Source organism: Citrobacter sp. Awk 4 (genome assembly GCF_028069725.1).
Taxonomy (GTDB): Bacteria; Pseudomonadota; Gammaproteobacteria; order Enterobacterales; family Enterobacteriaceae; genus Citrobacter_D.
The window spans coordinates 1-19270 of sequence record NZ_JANEWG010000044.1 but is presented as its reverse complement, the minus strand read 5'-3'; the positions used below and the strand labels follow the sequence as shown (position 1 = coordinate 19270).

Here is a 19270-nt window from a genome sequence, read left to right as displayed (position 1 = left end):
TCAAACGTGTAATGGAATGATGGAATTCATTTTCTTAGGTACTTCTGCGGGCGTTCCTACGCGCTCACGCAATGTGACGGCGATCTTACTGAACCTACAGCACCCAACGCAGGCTGGGCTATGGTTGTTTGACTGTGGCGAAGGCACGCAGCATCAGATGCTCAGTACCGCGTTTAATCCGGGTAAACTCGACCGCATCTTCATTAGCCATCTGCATGGCGATCATCTGTTCGGTTTACCGGGTTTACTGTGTAGTCGGTCGATGGCGGGCAATGCCCATCCGCTGACGATTTACGGACCAAAAGGACTGCGCGAATTTACCGAAACGGCTTTGCGCCTCAGCGGCTCCTGGACCGACTATCCGCTGGAGATTATTGAAATCACCGCCGGTGAGATTCTGGATGATGGTTTACGCAAAGTGACGGCGTTTACGCTGGAACATCCGCTGGAATGCTACGGCTACCGTGTTGAAGAGCATGACAAACCCGGCGCGCTGGATGCGAAAGCGTTAAAGGCGGCGGGTGTGAAGCCCGGTCCCTGGTTTCAGGATCTGAAGGCCGGGAAAAGCGTCATGCAGGAAGATGGTCGATGGCTCCACGGCGCGGACTATCTAGCCCCACCCGTTGCCGGCAAATCGGTGGCGATCTTCGGTGATACCGCGCCCTGTGCTGGCGCATACGAACTGGCAAAAGGCGTGGATGTGATGGTGCATGAAACCACGCTGGAGACGGCAATGGAAGAAAAAGCCAATAGCCGCGGACACAGTTCAACCCGCCAGGCTGCGTTGCTGGCGAAGGAAGCACGCGTTGGTCGCCTGGTCATTACCCACGTCAGTTCACGCTATGACGCTGAAGGATGCCGCAGGATGCTGGCGGAGTGCCAGGCGATTTTCCCTGCGACCGAACTGGCCTACGATTTCGCCGTTTTCACGGTTTAACGCTCCATTTTTTACCCTCCGTGCCGATAACAGTGACAAGGCTGGATTTCACATTGAGGACAGAATGGACAATTTCCAGAAAGATATTGATGACAGGGCGAACCTGACCCTGTCCAACCGTTTTGAATTGCTGTTGTTTCGTCTTGGTACATCAGTGCAGGAACAGAAATCAGAGCTGTTTGGCATCAACGTATTTAAGCTGCGCGAAATTGTTCCCATGCCGACGTTTACGCGCCCGGCCGGGATGAAAGCGCCTCTCTTAGGGATGGTCAACATTCGCGATCAGGTGATCCCGGTCATCGACCTTCCGGCCGTCGCCGGATGTAAGCCTGAGACCGGTTTGAATATTCTGCTTATCACCGAATATGCCCGCAGTGTTCAGGCATTCGCAGTGGAGTCTGTTGAGAATATCCTGCGTCTGGACTGGCAGCAGGTTCACACCGCCGAGAAAGCCGTCAACGGGCGCTATATCACCAGCATCGCCTGTCTGGATGATGACAAAGAAACCAACAACCTGGCGCTGGTGCTCGACGTTGAACAGATCCTCTATGACATCGTACCGTCAAATCACGATTTGCGCGCCGCTCATCTAAAGACCAATAAGTTCAATATCACGCCCGGAGCGGTGGCGATCGTCGCCGAAGATTCGAGGGTAGCCCGCGCGATGCTCGAGAAAGGGTTAAATGCCATGGAAATCCCGCATCAGATGCATATCACCGGTAAAGATGCCTGGGAGAAGATCCAACAACTGGCCAAAGAGGCCGAAGCGGAAGGCAAACCGATTAGCGAGAAAATAGCCCTCGTGTTGACCGACCTCGAAATGCCGGAGATGGACGGTTTTACCCTCACCCGCAAAATCAAAACCGACGAACGACTAAAGAAAATCCCGGTGGTGATCCACTCGTCGCTTTCCGGTAGCGCTAACGAAGACCATGTGCGCAAAGTGAAAGCCGATGGCTATGTGGCGAAATTTGAAGTCAACGAGTTGTCATCGGTGATTCAGGAAGTGATGGAGCGCGCGGCGCAAAACGTCAGTGGTCCGCTGGTGAGCCGTCAGCTGATCGGCTAATTTTACTCCGGATATAAAAAAACCGCCGAATCGGCGGTTTTTTCGTTTCTGCATTTCGCTTACATCAGCGGTGCGGCCAGTTGCACAATGCTGATCAACGGCTGCGGGTAGACACCGAGAATTAGCACCAACAGCGCGGAGATCAGTACCACGATACCGCCCGCACTGTACTGCCAGTTTGACGGCGCATCACGGTTAAGCTGCTGCGGCGCACTCAGGTAGAGGCTCACGGCAACGCGCAGGTAGTAGTACAGACCAATCGCGGAGCCAACCACTACGCCACCGACCAGCCACCACAAGTTAGCCTGAACACCGACGGCAATAACGTAGAATTTACCGATAAAGCCCAGCGTCATCGGGATACCCGCCAGAGACAGCATCATTACCGTCAACACAGCCGCGAGGATCGGACGGTGCCAGAACAGACCACGGTAGGAGAACAGTGAATCCGCATCCGGCCCACGGTACGGGCTGGACATCAGGCTAACCACACCGAACGCGCCGAGGCTGCTGAACAGGTAACCGGCCAGGTAAACACCCACCGCTTCCATCGACATCTCACCGCTCTGCAGGGCAATCAACGCCACCAGCAGATAACCGAGGTGAGAGATAGAGGAGTAACCAAGCAGACGTTTGATGTTGGTCTGGCTCAGCGCCATCAGGTTACCGAAGATGATGGAGGCAAAGGCAATCACGCCCAGTACCACACGTACCGCTTCGCTGTTGCCAACCGGTGCGTACAGGAACAGACGCATCACCACACCGAAGATTGCGATCTTGCTCGCCGTCGCCAGGAAAGTGGAAACCGGCGCAGGCGCGCCCTGGTAAACGTCTGGCGTCCACAGATGGAACGGCACCAGAGAGAGTTTAAAGCCAAGGCCAACAATCATCATGCCAAAGCCCGCCAGCAGCAGCGGCTCGTTCAGCATCCCGTCGCCCAGGCTCTTACCCAGCGCGACAAACGACAGATTGCCGGACTGCGCGTACACCATCGCCATACCAAACAGCAGGAATGAAGATGCTGCGGCAGACAGAATGGTGTATTTGATACTGGCTTCCAGCGAACGTTTCTGACGGAACGCGTAACCCACCAGGCCAAACAGCGGCAGAGAGATAAGCTCAATACCCAGGAACAACGCCGCCAGATGGTTAGCGTTGGCCAGCAGGATCCCACCCAGCGCGGCAATCAGCACCAGCAGGTAGAACTCTTCCCGGTTATCGTCATAGCCTTCCAGCCACGGATAAGCAAAGGTACAGGTGGCAAGGCTCGCCAACAGTACCAGTCCGGTGTAGAGCATCGCGAAACCATCGACGCGCATCAGCGGCGTCACGTCCATAGCGCCAGCCTGGCCAACAAACCAAAGCGAAACCAGTGCAGCGTTAAGCCCAATGACCGACAGCGTGGCATTGAGGAAGTGATTGCGTCGCCACGCAATGGAGAGCATCACAACCACCACCGTCAAGCCGACGATCAGCAGCGGTAGCAGCGCAATCAGGTGTTGTGGAGTTATTGTCATGGCGATTTACGGCCTTGTAGTAGTAACGGAATTAACAAACCACTGCTGGATGTTGCCCATCGCTGAATGCGAGGTATCCAGAATCGGCTGCGGATAGAAGCCAAGCAGTACCAGAAGCACAACCAGCAACAGGATGATAAACAGCTCGCGTAGCGACATCCCTGGCAGTTCAACACTGGCAATCTGGCTTTTCGCCTTACCGAAGTAAGCACGATGCAGCATCGCCAGCGAGTAAACGGAGGCAAACACCAGACCAAAGGTAGAGATCACGGTAATCACCGGAACCACCTGGAAGCTGCCGAACAGAATCATGAATTCGCCGACGAAGTTACCGGTACCCGGCATACCCAGCGTACAGACCGCGAAGAACATCGACAGTGCAGGCAACCATTTCATTTTGCCCCACAGACCGCCCATCATACGCATATCACGGGTGTGCAGACGTTCGTACAGCTGACCACACAGAATGAAGAGACCCGCAGCGGACAGACCGTGCGCAATCATCTGGATCACCGCACCCTGATACGCCAGTTGGTTGCCAGTGTAGATAGCAATCAGTACGAAGCCCATGTGCGAAACAGAGGTGTAAGCAATCAGACGTTTGATGTCGTACTGAGCAAATGCCATCCATGCGCCGTAGAAGATACCGACCACACCCAGCCACATGGCGATTGGCGCGAACTCCGCAGACGCGTTCGGGAACAGCGGCAGGGAGAAACGCAGCAGACCGTAGGCCGCGGTTTTCAGCAAAATCCCCGCCAGGTCAACGGAACCTGCGGTCGGTGCCTGGGAGTGCGCGTCCGGCAACCAGCCGTGCAGCGGAACCACTGGCATTTTTACCGCGAAGGCGATGAAGAAGCCCAGCATCAACAGATATTCCACACCGTGGGACATCGGGGTATTCAGCAGCTCTTCATAGTTGAAGGTCCAGACGCCGGTCGCATTGTAGTGAACAAACACCAGCGACAGGATGGCAATCAACATCACCAGACCACTCGCCTGGGTATAGATGAAGAACTTAGTAGCTGCCGTGATACGCGTTTTACCGTCAGAAGCTTTATGCCCCCACAGCGCGATCAGGAAGTACATCGGCACCAGCATCATTTCCCAGAAGAAGAAGAACAGGAACATGTCGATGGCAAGGAACACGCCGATAACGCCGCCGAGGATCCACATCAGGTTCAGGTGGAAGAAGCCCTGGTATTTTTCGATTTCATTCCAGGAGCAAAGTACCGCCAGAACACCCAGCAGACCGGTCAGCACCACCATCAGCAGTGACAGACCGTCAATGGCCAGATGGATTGAGATGCCAAAGCGCGGGATCCACGGCAGCACGAACTCAGACTGCCACTGCGGAATGCCAGCGGATTGCGTCAGTGAATAGCCGCCCTGCAACCACAGTTGCAGACCAAGCGCCAGCGTCAGTCCCATGGTTACCAGCGCTATCCAGCGCGGCACCTTCACGCCAAAGCGTTCGGTCTGCCAGCACAGGAAGCCACCGATAAAGGGGATTAATATCAACCAGGGTAATAACATAGCTAAGTATGTCCCTTATATTTACTCCTGCTCAGGCTATCTCACTCGTCAGCCCAAATCCCGGCAGTGCTCGCAATCCTCACGTACTTCAGTACGCTCCGGTTGCTCTGCGCTGGCGGTATTCGGTCTGACTTCGCCGATGACGCCTGTACTTCAGGAACAGATTTTCAACGAATTCTAAAAATTATTTTGGGTTTGTAGGTCGGATAAGCGCAGCGCCATCCGACACCCACAAAACAATCAAACTCAACGCAATACCATCAACAGTGCCAGCACAACGACCGCACCGATGCTCATGGACGCCACATACCAACGCAGATAACCGTTCTCACTAAACAGCAGGCCTTTACCTGCAAAGCGAGAAAGGATCGCCGGGATGTTCATCATTGCGTTCAGTGGGTCTCTTTTCAGCAACCAGGCGATACCCATGAACGGCTTCACGAACACATTGTCGTACAACCAGTCGAAGCCCCAGGCGTTATACCACCAGTTCCCCAGCAGACGACCAGGCGCACTGTTAGCAATCGAGGTCACCAGAGTGCGTTTACCCAGCCACAGCCAGGCCGCCATCAGAATACCCACAATCGCCACGACGCCAGAGGTAATTTCCAGGGTCATCACGCGACCGTGCTCAAGCTCGGTTGTTGCCGGTAGTACACCGTGCAGCGGCGGTACAATCAGCGCGCCAACGAAGGTGGACAGGATCATCAGCACAATCAGCGGCAGATGATGGGTAATCCCCTTCCCTGCATGAGCGTGAATTTGCTCTTTACCGTGGAACACGATGAAAATCATACGGAAGGTGTACAGAGAGGTCATAAACGCACCGACCAGACCTGCAACCATCAGATTGATATGACCATTCGCCATCGCACCGGCCAGAATCTCATCCTTACTGAAGAAGCCCGCGGTGATCAGCGGCAGAGCCGACAACGCCGCGCCACCCACCAGGAAGCAGAGATAAACCAGCGGAATGGATTTACGCAGGCCACCCATTTTGAAGATGTTCTGTTCGTGATGGCAGGCCAGAATCACCGAACCGGATGCCAGGAACAGCAGCGCTTTAAAGAAGGCGTGCGTCATCAGGTGGAAAATCGCCGCATCCCACGCCTGAACGCCCAGCGCCAGGAACATGTAGCCAATCTGGCTCATGGTGGAGTAAGCGAGTACACGTTTGATGTCGGTCTGCACCAGCGCGGCGAAACCCGCCAGCACCAGCGTTACCGCACCGACGATACCCACCAGATGCAGAATCTCCGGGGTCATCAGGAACAGACCGTGAGTACGGGCAATCAGGTAGACACCAGCGGTTACCATGGTCGCAGCGTGGATCAGCGCGGAGACAGGCGTCGGGCCTGCCATCGCATCTGCCAGCCATGTCTGCAACGGCAACTGCGCAGATTTACCAACCGCACCACCCAGCAGCATCAGCGTCGCCCAGGTCAGCATGTTGTTGCCTGCAGCGAAGTGTGCCGGCGCCAGTTCCACCATTTCGCGGAAGTTCAGGGTGCCCAGTTCGTTGTAAAGAATGAACAGCGCGAAGGCGAGGAAGACGTCACCCACACGGGTCACGACAAACGCTTTCATCGCCGCAGCACCATTCTTCGGATCGGTGTAGTAGAAACCGATCAGCAGATAGGAGCACAGGCCCACGCCTTCCCAGCCGAGGTACATCAACAGCAGGTTATCGGCCAGCACCAGGACAACCATGCTGGCGATAAACAGGTTGGTGTACGCGAAGAAGCGAGAGTAGCCCTCTTCACCGCGCATATACCAGGACGCAAACATGTGGATCAGAAAGCCCACACCGGTAACCACAGACAGCATGGTCAGGGAGAGACCATCCAGTACCAGGTTAACACCAATGTTGAAGTTGCCGACCGACATCCAGGTCCACAGTGGGACGCTAAACGCTTGCTGACCGTTCGCGAAGAAGTCCATGCCGACCAACGCTGTTACCAGCGCGGCTAGACCAATGGAGCCCACGCCCACGGTAGCGGAGAGGTTTTCCGACCAGCGACCGCGAGAGAACGCCAGTAATACAAAGCCAATCAATGGCAGAATAATGGTTAAGGCAAGCATGTTCATCCACGCATCTCACTTACTGAATCGATGTTCAGGTTCTGGCGACGGCGATGCAGTTGCAGTAACAGCGCAAGTCCGATACTCGCTTCAGCAGCCGCAAGGCTGATGGCGAGGATGTACATCACCTGACCATCGGTCTGGCCCCAGTAGCTACCGGCGACCACAAAGGCCAGCGCGGAAGCATTAATCATGATTTCCAGACCGATCAGCATAAACAGCAGATTGCGGCGGATAACCAGACCGGTTAAGCCCAGAACGAATAAAATCGCAGCGAGGATCAGTCCATGTTGTAAGGGGATCATGCGTGCTCCTCCGTTTTTCTTTTCGCACGGTCTTCAGTGCGGTTGCTCAGCACTTCGCCTGCACGCTCTTCACGACCGACGTGGAAGGCCACAACCAGACCTGCCAGCAGCAGCATGGAAGCCAGTTCAACCGCCAGCACGTAAGGTCCGAACAGAGAGATACCGACGGCTTTCGCGCTAATCGGCGTACCGTCGATACCCTGGTCATTTACACCCAGAATGGCGTACACAATAACCACCAGCATGACGGCCGACAGAATCGCCGGACCAATCCATACCTGAGGTTTCAGCCATTGACGTTCCTGTTCGATTTCCGAACCGCCCAGGTTGAGCATCATCACCACGAACACGAACAGCACCATGATGGCGCCTGCGTAGACGATAATTTCCAGCGCACCCGCGAAGTAAGCCCCCAGCGAGAAAAACACCCCGGAAATCGCCAGCAGCGAAATAATCAGATACAGCAACGCATGCACCGGATTGGTGTGGGTGATCACTCGCAAGGTGGCGAGAATAGCGACCAGCCCACAAATATAAAAAGCGAACTCCATTGCCCCTCTCCTTACGGTAACAGGCTCTTGACGTCGATAGGCTTGGCTTCGTTCTCTGCTTCGCCCTTATCTTTGCCGTCGATTGCCATACCTGCCATCCGGTAGAAGTTATATTCCGGGTATTTGCCCGGACCGGAGATCAGCAGATCCTCTTTCTCGTAAACCAGATCCTGGCGCTTGTACTCACCCAGTTCGAAATCTGGTGTGAGCTGAATTGCCGTTGTCGGACAGGCTTCTTCACACAGCCCGCAAAAAATGCAGCGTGAGAAGTTAATGCGGAAAAACTCCGGATACCAACGACCATCTTTGGTCTCTGCTTTTTGCAGAGAGATACAGCCTACCGGGCAGGCTACCGCACACAGGTTACAGGCAACACAGCGTTCTTCGCCGTCCGGGTCGCGCGTCAGGACGATACGGCCACGGAAACGGGGTGGTAGATAGACCGGTTCTTCCGGGTACATCTGCGTTTCGCGCTTGGCGAACGCATGCAGGCCGATCATCCAGATACTGCGTACCTGGGTGCCAAAGCCTACTAACAATTCTTTTAAGGTCATGGTCTTTTCGCCCCTTATTGCGCCTGCCAGAGAATGACAGCCGCCGTTACCAGCAAGTTGACAAGCGTCAGCGGCAGACAGATCTTCCAGCCGAAGGACATCACCTGGTCATAACGAGGACGAGGTAATGACGCGCGAATCAAAATGAACATCATCATGAAGAATGCGGTTTTCAGCGCAAACCAGACGAATGGCGGTAAGAACGGGCCATGCCAGCCACCGAAGAACAGGGTAACCATCAGCGCAGAAATGGTGACGATACCGATGTACTCCCCCACGAAGAACAGACCGAACTTCATCCCGGAATATTCAATGTGGTAACCATCTGCCAGTTCCTGCTCGGCTTCCGGTTGGTCAAATGGGTGGCGGTGACACACCGCCACGCCCGCGATGGCAAAAGTGATAAAACCAAAGAACTGCGGGATAACGTTCCAGATATCAGCCTGGTTATTGACGATATCGGTCATGTTAAATGAACCGGCTTGCGCCACCACGCCCATCAGGGAAAGTCCCAGGAACACTTCATAACTCAGGGTCTGCGCAGAGGCACGCATCGCACCCAGCAGCGAGTATTTGTTGTTACTCGACCAACCGGCAAACAGCACCGCGTAGACCGCCAGACCGGCCATCATCAGGAAGAACAGAATCCCGATGTTCAGATCCGCAACGACCCAACCAGGGCTGACCGGCACAATAGCAAAGGCCAGCAGCAGCGAGGTAAAGGCGATCATTGGCGCCAGCGTAAAGATGACGCGATCCGAGAATTTCGGGATCCAGTCTTCTTTAAAGAACATTTTGATCATGTCCGCGACCAGCTGGAGCGAACCGCCCCAGCCAACACGGTTTGGTCCATAACGGTTCTGGAACAGACCCAGCAGGCGACGTTCACCAAAGCTCATGAATGCCCCGCAGGTGACCACCACCAGCAGGATCACCACCGCTTTGAGAATGCTCAGCAGGATCTCAATCAGATCCGGTGTAATCCAACTCATTGTTGTGCCTCCTGCAGATCCTCAAGACGCGCGCCCGCCAGCACCGGCGCAATGCCAGGCATACCCATCGGCAAACCTACCTGCCCTGCCGTCAGACCTTCAGCGATTTCAACCGGCAGCGTAACCGTGTTGCCATCATAACTAAAGGAGACGCGCGTACCGGCATTCACGCCCAACTTCGCGGCATCGGCCGGGTTGAGTTTGATGTACGGCTGCGGCATACGGCTCTGGAAGACCGGAGAACGCTGTGACATCTCGTCGCTACCAAACAGATGGTAGTACGGCGCGATACGCCATTTACCCTCTTGTGCCTGGAAACCTGCCGGAACGGTCGTGAAGTACTCCAGACCGCCCTCAGACGCCTCGATCAGGCGAACGCCCGGATCACCATGACGCAGTTTCCCACCCACTTCAGCCTGGAATTTGTTCCATGCCTGTGGGGAGTTCCAGCCTGGCGCCCAGGCAAATGGAATCTGCGAACGCGGCGCGCCCGGCTGGTTGTTCCCTTCCATCGAGAAGGCAAACATGGTGTCTTTGTCCTGCGGCTGGCGCGGCTCGTGAACGCTAATGTTGGCACGCATCGCGGTACGACCGCTGTAACGGTGTGGCTCACGCGCCAGTTTCTGACCATTCACGCGGAAAGTCGCGTCCGGCGCAGCATCTTTGATACCCGCCAGTTGCGGCAGAGCAGCAATCGCGGCGTCGATGACGTGGTCAAGCTGCGTCCAGTCGACTTCACGGTTACGTACAGTACTGTGCAGCGAGTGCAGCCAGCGCCAGCTTTCCAGCATCACGGTGTTGGCTTCGTAGTACGCCGGATCATACACCTGGAAGAAACGCTGTGCGCGGCCTTCGTTGTTGATAACGGTACCGTCGCTTTCAGCAAAGCTTGCCGCGGAGAGGACCAGATGGGCACTGTCCATAATCGCCGTACGCTGATGATCAATCACCATTACCAGCGGCGCTTTTGCCAGCGCAGCGTTAACACGAATTGCCGAAGCATGACGATGCAGGTCGTTTTCCAGTACCACGACGGCGTCAGCACGACCGGTTTCCAGTTCGGTTAACGCGTCGTCCAGCGACCCACCGCCAATCATCCCGAGGCCCATGCTGTTCACGGAACGGGCAATCATGGTGATACCGACGTCAGCGCCACGGCCTTTCAGTGCTTTTGCTACGTTAGCAGCGGCCTGAATCACTTCCGCGCTCCCGGCGTTGGTGCCGGAGATAATCAACGGTTTTTTCGCTCCGGCCAGGGCCTGAACGATCACATCAATTTTGTTTTGCAGATCGCGGTCGATACCGTCCACCGCCGGCGCGCTGTTATCAAGCGCATGCGCAATAGCAAAACCTAAGCGAGCCTGATCTTCGACCGGCGCACGGTAAGTCCACGCCGCAATATCATCCAGACGGGTGTTATCGACGTTAGTCACGAACAGCGGATGCTTCGCACGTTGACCGATGTTAAGGATCGCCGCAATCTGCCAGTCAGCCACTTTCTGTGCTGCGGCCATTTCGCGTGCTTTCCCTTTCACGGCCTGGCGCACAGCCAGCGCAACGCGTGCCCCGGTCTGCGTGATGTCTTCACCCAGCACCAGCACGGCGTCGTAAGATTCAATATCACGCAATGCAGGGGTATGAATACCGCCTTCTTGCAGCACTTTCAGCGCCAGCTCCAGACGTTCCTGTTCGCCGTGAGCGATACCGGTGTAGAAGTTTTCCGCACCCACCAGTTCACGCAGCGCGAAGTTGCTCTCGACGCTGGCGCGTGGCGAACCGATACCAATCACTTTCTTCGATTGACGCAGAATATCCGCCGCACCCTGCATCGCCTGTTCGGCGTTCAGCGTGATCAGATCATCGCCACGACGCTGAACCGGCTGACGTGGACGGTCTTTCAGGTTGACGTAACCATAGCCAAAACGACCACGGTCGCAGAGGAAGTAGTGGTTAACGGTGCCGTTGTAACGGTTTTCGATACGACGCAATTCGCCGTAACGCTCACCCGGGCTGGTGTTACAGCCGATGGAACACTGCTGGCAGATGCTTGGCGCAAACTGCATGTCCCATTTACGGTTATAACGCTCGGAGTGCGTTTTATCAGTGAAGACGCCGGTCGGACAGATTTCGACCAGGTTGCCGGAGAATTCGCTTTCAAGCGTACCGTCTTCCGGACGACCGAAGTAGACGTTGTCATGTGCGCCATAAACGCCCAGATCGCCGCCATCAGCGTAATCTTTGTAGTAACGCACGCAGCGGTAGCAAGCGATGCAGCGGTTCATTTCGTGAGAGATGAACGGCCCCAAATCCTGATTGCGGTGAGTACGTTTGGTGAAACGATAGCGACGGAAGTTATGGCCGGTCATCACGGTCATATCCTGAAGGTGGCAGTTACCGCCCTCTTCACACACCGGACAGTCGTGCGGGTGGTTGGTCATCAACCACTCCACTACACTTTCACGGAACTGTTTCGCTTCTTCGTCGTCAATAGAGATAAAGGTGCCTTCGGTGGCCGGTGTCATACAAGACATCACCAGGCGACCACGCGTGTCTTCCGCGTTTTGATATTGCTTCACCGCACACTGGCGGCAAGCACCGACGCTTCCCAGCGCCGGATGCCAGCAAAAGTACGGAATATCAAGGCCGAGGGACAGACATGCCTGTAACAGGTTGTCTGAGCCATTGACCTCATATTCTTTGCCGTCTACATGAATCGTAGCCATAGTCAGCATGCTTCCAGTTGGCTCAGTCTGAGACTGAGCGTTAATCGAAATTCTTATCGCGATTCAGTGCTTCTCACCTGACTACGCACGTGCAGGTGAGGCCTGAAATCACCAGCGCTCTTTCAGCAGGTTCGGTTGAATACCACCAATCGCATGGGTATTACTGAACGACTGCTTGATGCCAGCTTCGAATTCTTCGCGGAAATATTTAATGGCGCTCTGCAAAGGTTCAACCGCACCTGGCGCGTGCGCACAGAAGGTTTTCCCGGGACCGAGGAAACGACACAGTTGCTCAAGTGTCTCGATATCCCCCGGCTGGCCTTCACCACGCTCCAGCGCACGCAGAATTTTTACGCTCCACGGCAGACCATCGCGACACGGCGTACACCAGCCACACGATTCACGGGCAAAGAACTCTTCCAGGTTACGCACCAGCGACACCATACCGATCTCGTGGTCAACCGCCATTGCCAGCGCGGTCCCCAGACGGCTGCCCGCTTTGCCGATGCTTTCAAATTCCATCGGCAGGTCGAGGTGTGCTTCGGTCAGGAAGTCAGTACCTGCGCCGCCAGGTTGCCAGGCTTTGAACTTCAGCCCATCGCGCATACCGCCAGCGTAATCTTCGAGGATCTCACGCGCGGTGGTGCCAAACGGCAACTCCCACAGTCCCGGATTCTTCACGCGACCAGAGAAGCCCATCAGCTTGGTGCCCGCGTCTTTGCTCTTCGAAATGTTCTGATACCACTCGACGCCGTTATCGAGGATCGCCGGAACGTTACACAACGTTTCGACGTTGTTGACGCAGGTCGGTTTGCCCCATGCGCCGGAGCTGGCCGGGAACGGCGGCTTGGAGCGTGGGTTAGCGCGACGACCTTCGAGGGAGTTAATCAGCGCGGTCTCTTCACCGCAGATGTAACGCCCAGCCCCAGTGTGCACGAACAGTTCGAAATCGAACCCGGTGCCCATGATGTTTTTGCCAAGCAGACCGGCTTCGGTCGCTTCGGCAATGGCGCGGCGCAGATTCACCGCCGCTTCAATGTATTCACCGCGCAGGAAGATGTAACCCCGGTACGCTTTCAGCGCAAACGCGGAGATCAGCATACCTTCTACCAGCAGATGCGGCAGCTGTTCCATCAGCAGACGGTCTTTATAGGTGCCAGGCTCCATTTCATCGGCGTTACACAGCAGGTAACGGATGTTCATGGATTCATCTTTTGGCATCAGGCTCCACTTCAGACCCGTGGAGAAGCCCGCACCGCCACGCCCTTTCAGGCCAGCGTCTTTAACCTGGTTGACGATCTCATCCGGAGAGAGACCGGTCAGCGCTTTACGCGCACCTTCGTAGCCGTTTTTGCTGCGGTATTCATCCAGCCATACCGGCTGATTGTCATCGCGCAGACGCCAGGTCAGCGGATGCGTTTCGGGAGTACGGATAATGTTTTTCATTTATACCGCTCCAGTAATTCAGGAATGCCTTCCGGGGTCAGGTGAGCATGAGTATCGTCATCGATCATCATGTTCGGCCCTTTGTCACAGTTCCCCAGACAGCAGGTCGGCAGCAGCGTAAAGCGACCGTCAAAGGTCGTCTGCCCCGGCTTAATGTTGAGCTTTTTCTCAAGCGCGGCCTGGATCCCCTGGTAACCATTGATATGACACACCACGCTGTCGCAATAGCGGATCACATGGCGACCGACCGGCTGGCGGAAGATCTGGCTGTAGAACGTCGCAACGCCTTCGACGTCGCTGGCCGGAATACCCAGCACGTCAGCGATCGCATAGATCGCGCCATCCGGCACCCAGCCACGCTGCTTCTGAACGATTTTCAGCGCTTCAATGGACGCCGCACGCGGGTCTTCGTAGTGGTGCTTCTCGTGCTCAATGGCTTCACGCTCTGCCGCACTCAGCTCAAAAGCCTCGGTTTGTGGTTGTTGATTCTCGTGCATAATTAGCGGTCCACATCTGACATAACAAAATCGATACTACCCAGATGGACGATCAGGTCGGACACCAGGCTGCCGCGAACCGCCACCGGGATCTGCTGCAGGTGCGCATAGCTCGGGGTACGGATACGCGTACGGTAGCTCATGGTGCTGCCATCGCTGGTCAGGTAGTAACTGTTGATACCCTTGGTCGCTTCCACCATCTGGAAGGACTCGTTCGCCGGCATCACCGGGCCCCACGACACTTGCAGGAAGTGGGTGATCAGGGTTTCGATATGTTGCAGCGTGCGCTCTTTCGGCGGCGGCGTCGTCAGCGGGTGATCCGCTTTGAACGGGCCTTCCGGCATATTATTGAGGCACTGCTCAAGGATGCGCAGACTCTGACGCAACTCTTCTACTTTCAACATTACGCGGGTGTAGCAGTCGGAAACACCGCCGCCAACCGGCACTTCAAAGTCGAAGTTTTCATAGCCAGAGTACGGACGTGATTTACGCACGTCGAAGTCAATCCCGGTCGCGCGCAGCGCAGCGCCGGTACAGCCCCAGTCCAGCGCTTCTTTCTTACCGTAAGCGGCAACACCCTGTGAACGGCCCTTCAGGATGGTGTTACGCAGCGCGGCTTTCTCGTAGGAATCGAGGCGCTTCGGCATCCAGTCGAGGAAGTCACGCAGCAGTTTGTCCCAACCGCGCGGCAGATCGTGAGCAACACCGCCGATACGGAACCAGGCCGGGTGCATACGGTAACCGGTGATCGCTTCCACTACGTCGTAGATTTTCTGACGGTCGGTAAAGGCGAAGAACACGGGGGTCATTGCGCCGACGTCCTGAATAAACGTCGAGATATACAGCAGGTGGCTGTTGATGCGGAACAGTTCGGAAAGCATCACGCGGATTACGTTGACGCGATCCGGCACGGTAATGCCCGCCAGTTTTTCAACGGCCAGCACGTATGGCATTTCGTTGACGCAGCCGCCGAGGTACTCGATACGGTCAGTGTACGGAATGTAGCTGTGCCAGGACTGACGTTCGCCCATCTTCTCAGCGCCACGGTGGTGGTAGCCGATGTCAGGTACGCAATCTACGATCTCTTCGCCGTCAAGCTGAAGCACAATACGGAATGCACCGTGGGAAGACGGGTGGTTCGGACCGAGGTTGAGGAACATGAAGTCCTCGTTATCGGTACCACGAGTCATTCCCCAATCTTCTGGCTTAAAGGTCAGCGCTTCCATTTCCAGATCCTGCTTGGCTTTGGTCAGCTCAAACGGATCGAATTCAGTCGCACGCGCCGGGTAGTCTTTACGCAGCGGATGGCCCTGCCAGGTATGCGGCATCAGCAGTCGCGTCAGATGCGGGTGACCTTCGATATCAATACCAAACATTTCCCAGGTTTCACGCTCATACCAGTTGGCGTTGGGGAACAGTTTGGTGAAGGTCGGCACACGCAGATCGTTTTCAGACAACGCCACCTTGAGCATGATATCGCGATTGCGTTCAATGGAAATCAGGTGATAGAAAACGGAAAAATCCGCGGCGGGTAACCCGTCACGGTGTGTGCGCAGACGCTCGTCCATGCCGTGTAAGTCAAACAGCATGACGTAAGGTTTTGGCAGTCTCTTTAAGAAATCGCCAACTTCCAGCAGTTGTTCTCGTTTGACCCAAACAACGGGTACTCCGGTGCGGGTCGCCTGAACGGTAAAGGCATCCGGCCCAAAACGGTTGCGCAGTTCGCCAATGACCGGGTCATCCAGATGGTCCCGGGTTTGCCATGCGGCGTCTTGCGCGGTTAAGTCGGTCATATTGTTCACCATTGCAAATGGTCCGTGGTGGTCGGCAGGCCTTCGCGCTATTTATGTAGTGATGAGCGAAGTGAAGTACGGCTGCCGACAGGCGCAAATTAAATCTCGTCTGGTGTACGAAGATTCGTTACTGCAATGCGTTCGCCGCGTTTACGCTCGCGCTCTGACTGCATATTGGCGCGATAAACGCCCTGATCGCCAACCACCCAGGAGAGCGGACGACGTTCTTTGCCAATCGAATCCTGCAGCAGCATCAGCGCCTGCATGTACGCTTCCGGGCGCGGCGGACATCCCGGGATATACACATCCACCGGAATAAACTTATCAACGCCCTGAACTACCGAGTAAATATCATACATACCGCCAGAGTTGGCACATGCACCCATGGAGATAACCCACTTTGGCTCCAGCATCTGGTCATAAAGACGCTGAATGACCGGAGCCATTTTGGTGAAGCAGGTTCCCGCAACCACCATCAGGTCAGCCTGACGCGGCGAAGCACGCAGTACTTCCGCACCAAAGCGCGCCACGTCATGCACGGCGGTGAACGAGGTCACCATTTCTACGTAGCAGCAGGAAAGGCCGAAGTTGTACGGCCAAATTGAGTTCTTACGACCCCAGTTAACCATGTCATGCAGTTTGCCCATGAACACGTTTTTGTTAACTTCTTGCTCCAGGGGGTCGGTTACGATCTCCTGTTTTTGCAGGGGGTAACGGTCATTCTCACCGTTAGGATCTATGCGGGTGAGCGTATAATCCATCTTAATGCCTCGCGGTTAGCGTTGACGATTAGCGATACTGTTCGTTTCCGGGTTCATACGCTCGCGGCGTGAACGCGCGGGCGTCCAGTCCAGCGCGCCAATACGCACCAGATAAACCAGACCTGCCAGTAACACAAAAATAAAAATTGCAGCTTCCACAAAGCCAATCCAGCCGCTCTCGCGGATAGAAGTTGACCATGCGAACAGATACAGCGCTTCAACGTCGAAGATAACGAAGAACATGGCTACCAGATAAAACTTGGCAGACAGGCGTAAGCGGGCGGAGCCAACTGAGTCAATACCTGATTCAAACGGAACGTTTTTCGACCTCGCGCGTGCGCGACCGCCTAAAAACCAACCGCCGACGAGCATCAGGCAGCACAGTCCAATGGCAACAATAAGAAAGATAGCGAATGCCCAGTGATGAGCGATGATTTCAGTGGATGTTGACATACTCATTGCTTACTCATCAAAAGTAGCGCCAAATTCTCTGCTCTTTTCGGCAGATGAACGCCACATCGATTCATGGGGAGGAATAAAAAAAACCCTACAATAACTGTAGAAAACGATTAAACAGCTAATTGATGTGGTTTTTTACTCCTTTCTATAACCTTTTGTCAACTTTAACAAAAGTTACCTCACATTAATTTACATCAAAACAACAAGGTTAACATTTAATGCCCTTATGACTGGATTCGATCGCATCGTCAGTCGGCTTTAACTTTGTTGAATCGTGTCCGTTGCGAGGTTAAAGAGATAATGCGCCTCTATTTTGACAGGATTTCGTGCAGATGCCTCCCCCTAAATAGGAGTATTTTCTTGATCTGTGACACGCTTTTGTTAATCCACCCTAAAAAACAGCAACAATTTCTCTAGTTTTTTAACATTGGCAGAAACTCAAGCCTCAAATGCGCATTTTATGCGCAATACTGAAAAATAATCTTTAATCGCTGATTTAATGAGATTTTCTTTCAGCCGTGAATGCCATCTCACTCGGTTTGTACAAAAAAAGAACCACTGAGTGATTTTTCATCATCAGCGGTTCTTTTTTACACTTACATTTAATAACGTTTTTGGGTGGCGCGTTACTCGAAGTCACTCTCAACTATCAGAGAATCATCTCCCCCTTCCGGGGTAAACTGCGAGTACTGCCAGGGATTCTGATAGCTGTCCATCGCCTGATAGATAATCTGCGCAAGTTCGTTCTGGCTGGCCGGGTCTCTACACAACAAGTATTCCGTGTCAGGCAATGGCGGCAGCCCATCCACAGCGCTCAACACACGCAGGTCCGGGCTCATCATCTCGACTGGGCGCGCAGTTATCCCTAATCCTGCCTTCACCGCCGCGCGGACTGCCGGTAACGTCGACGCAACATACGCCAGACGCCACGGGATGTTCGCCGCATTTAATGTTGCCAGCACGATGTCACGAAACGGACTGGGGTCATCCAGCAACACCAACGGAATCGGCTCGCCTTTTTGCAATACATACTCAGCGGCACAGTACCAGTGGGTGGGCGATGTGCGCAGGTTAAGGCAGTCGAAAGTGCCAGGCCGATTGGTGGTCACAATCAGATCCACTTCCTGCGACTTCAGCATATCGACCATAAAGGCGTTACGCTTCACCCTGACGTCCAGCGCAAGTTTCGGATAAACCGAACTGATGCGATTGAGTAAAAAAGGCAGTATCGTATCGGCTGATTCATCGGAAGCGCCGATTGTTAATACCCCCTGAAGATTACTGAACATTAATGATGAACAGGCTTCATCATTAAAACGCAGAATTTTTCGGGCATATCCCAGAAGTTGGATACCGTGTTCAGTCAAAAGCTTGTTACGACCATGTCGGGCGAACAATTCCTTTCCTACGAGCTGCTCAAGGCGTTGCATTTGCTGACTGACCGCAGACTGCGTACGGCATACTGCCGCTGCCGCAGCTGCGAAGGTGTTCAGATCCGCAACAGCAACAAACGTTCTCAGCAGATCGAGGTCGAGATTAATGATCGGACGATTTGCATTTATCATAATTTTTCACTTACTGGCGGCTCATACTGAGCTGAGCGGGCTAATGCTGTGTATTCGGAAACAAACAACTCCATTTGTAATGTCCCTCCCTGGCAGTATCACTCTGGTGTCGCTGAGCGAAGTAAGAGTGAATATCACATTGCTGACAACATGACTCCCCTCTCAGATATACACTTATATATATCGTTAAAAGCGTCTTATCTATTAGATACTCGTGCTTTCTTACTAATGTTAAACGAGTCAGCATGGCAAATGTAAAAATAGTTAACGCACTCTCGCAGCACACAAAAAAGCAAGTTGCGCAATGACTTAGTTATAAACACATATCCAGTCTAATAGCAGATATCATAACCTTAGAGCCATTTTTCATGATTATCTTACCCTAAAACCGCATTATTTATAAGTCTAAATGCGATTAATCTGATGCAAAGTTATGTTATGCTGATCAAAGTATTCTTTATTATTAATGCCTTCGGTAAATGC

16 protein-coding genes are annotated in these 19270 nt (G+C 54.3%); 2 read left to right on the top strand and 14 right to left on the bottom strand.

All coding sequences use genetic code 11. The annotated features are described in order from the left end of the window. Positions 1-19: 19 nt before the first annotated feature. Both rbn and NNO04_RS16930 read left to right on the top strand, forming a co-directional pair. A complete protein-coding gene (gene rbn / locus NNO04_RS16935; RefSeq protein ID WP_271445694.1) occupies positions 20-937 on the top strand; it encodes a ribonuclease BN in 918 nt (305 codons plus the stop codon). Between the two features lie 64 nt (positions 938-1001). Further along, positions 1002-2006 carry a chemotaxis protein gene (locus NNO04_RS16930; protein ID WP_271445680.1) on the top strand — a complete coding sequence of 335 codons (1005 nt, stop codon included), beginning with the start codon at positions 1002-1004 and terminating at the stop codon, positions 2004-2006. Between the two features lie 59 nt (positions 2007-2065). On the opposite strand, the gene nuoN is transcribed toward NNO04_RS16930, so the two are convergent. From nuoN to lrhA, 14 genes are all read right to left on the bottom strand, one after another. Continuing rightward, the gene (nuoN, locus tag NNO04_RS16925) at positions 2066-3523 is read right to left on the bottom strand and encodes an NADH-quinone oxidoreductase subunit NuoN (protein ID WP_271445679.1); all 1458 of its coding nucleotides are present in this window, start codon (positions 3521-3523) and stop codon (positions 2066-2068) included. A 6-nt stretch (positions 3524-3529) separates the two neighbouring features. Continuing rightward, complete coding sequence (nuoM, locus tag NNO04_RS16920) at positions 3530-5059, bottom strand: NADH-quinone oxidoreductase subunit M (protein ID WP_271445678.1); 1530 nt, start codon at positions 5057-5059, stop codon at positions 3530-3532. Positions 5060-5305: 246 nt separating this feature from the next. Further along, positions 5306-7147, bottom strand: a complete 1842-nt coding sequence (gene nuoL / locus NNO04_RS16915; RefSeq protein ID WP_271445677.1) for an NADH-quinone oxidoreductase subunit L — start codon at positions 7145-7147, stop codon at positions 5306-5308. Next, the gene (gene nuoK, locus NNO04_RS16910) at positions 7144-7446 is read right to left on the bottom strand and encodes an NADH-quinone oxidoreductase subunit NuoK (protein ID WP_000612644.1); all 303 of its coding nucleotides are present in this window, start codon (positions 7444-7446) and stop codon (positions 7144-7146) included. The genes nuoL and nuoK overlap by 4 nt, the downstream gene beginning before the upstream one ends. Next, positions 7443-7997, bottom strand: coding sequence for an NADH-quinone oxidoreductase subunit J (gene nuoJ, locus NNO04_RS16905; RefSeq protein ID WP_192612894.1), 555 nt, complete (start codon positions 7995-7997; stop codon positions 7443-7445). The genes nuoK and nuoJ overlap by 4 nt, the downstream gene beginning before the upstream one ends. Before the next feature lie 11 nt (positions 7998-8008). Further along, on the bottom strand, positions 8009-8551 hold the full coding sequence (gene nuoI / locus NNO04_RS16900) for an NADH-quinone oxidoreductase subunit NuoI (protein WP_005129470.1): 543 nt from the start codon (positions 8549-8551) through the stop codon (positions 8009-8011). A 14-nt stretch (positions 8552-8565) separates the two neighbouring features. Beyond that, the gene (nuoH, locus tag NNO04_RS16895) at positions 8566-9543 is read right to left on the bottom strand and encodes an NADH-quinone oxidoreductase subunit NuoH (RefSeq protein WP_162383079.1); all 978 of its coding nucleotides are present in this window, start codon (positions 9541-9543) and stop codon (positions 8566-8568) included. Next, a complete protein-coding gene (nuoG, locus tag NNO04_RS16890; protein WP_271445676.1) occupies positions 9540-12266 on the bottom strand; it encodes an NADH-quinone oxidoreductase subunit NuoG in 2727 nt (908 codons plus the stop codon). The genes nuoH and nuoG overlap by 4 nt, the downstream gene beginning before the upstream one ends. Positions 12267-12374: 108 nt before the next feature. Continuing rightward, positions 12375-13712, bottom strand: coding sequence for an NADH-quinone oxidoreductase subunit NuoF (gene nuoF, locus NNO04_RS16885; protein WP_271445675.1), 1338 nt, complete (start codon positions 13710-13712; stop codon positions 12375-12377). Continuing rightward, complete coding sequence (nuoE, locus tag NNO04_RS16880; protein ID WP_006683660.1) at positions 13709-14209, bottom strand: NADH-quinone oxidoreductase subunit NuoE; 501 nt, start codon at positions 14207-14209, stop codon at positions 13709-13711. Before nuoE ends, nuoF begins: the two co-directional genes overlap by 4 nt. Before the next feature lie 2 nt (positions 14210-14211). After that, the gene (gene nuoC, locus NNO04_RS16875) at positions 14212-16014 is read right to left on the bottom strand and encodes an NADH-quinone oxidoreductase subunit C/D (RefSeq protein WP_271445674.1); all 1803 of its coding nucleotides are present in this window, start codon (positions 16012-16014) and stop codon (positions 14212-14214) included. An 86-nt stretch (positions 16015-16100) separates the two neighbouring features. Further along, complete coding sequence (gene nuoB, locus NNO04_RS16870; RefSeq protein WP_003028075.1) at positions 16101-16763, bottom strand: NADH-quinone oxidoreductase subunit NuoB; 663 nt, start codon at positions 16761-16763, stop codon at positions 16101-16103. 15 nt (positions 16764-16778) lie between these two features. Then, entirely contained in the window at positions 16779-17222 is a 444-nt protein-coding gene (nuoA, locus tag NNO04_RS16865; protein WP_162383083.1) for an NADH-quinone oxidoreductase subunit NuoA, read from the bottom strand. Between the two features lie 626 nt (positions 17223-17848). Next, a complete protein-coding gene (gene lrhA, locus NNO04_RS16860) occupies positions 17849-18787 on the bottom strand; it encodes a transcriptional regulator LrhA (protein WP_271445673.1) in 939 nt (312 codons plus the stop codon). Positions 18788-19270 lie beyond the last annotated feature (483 nt).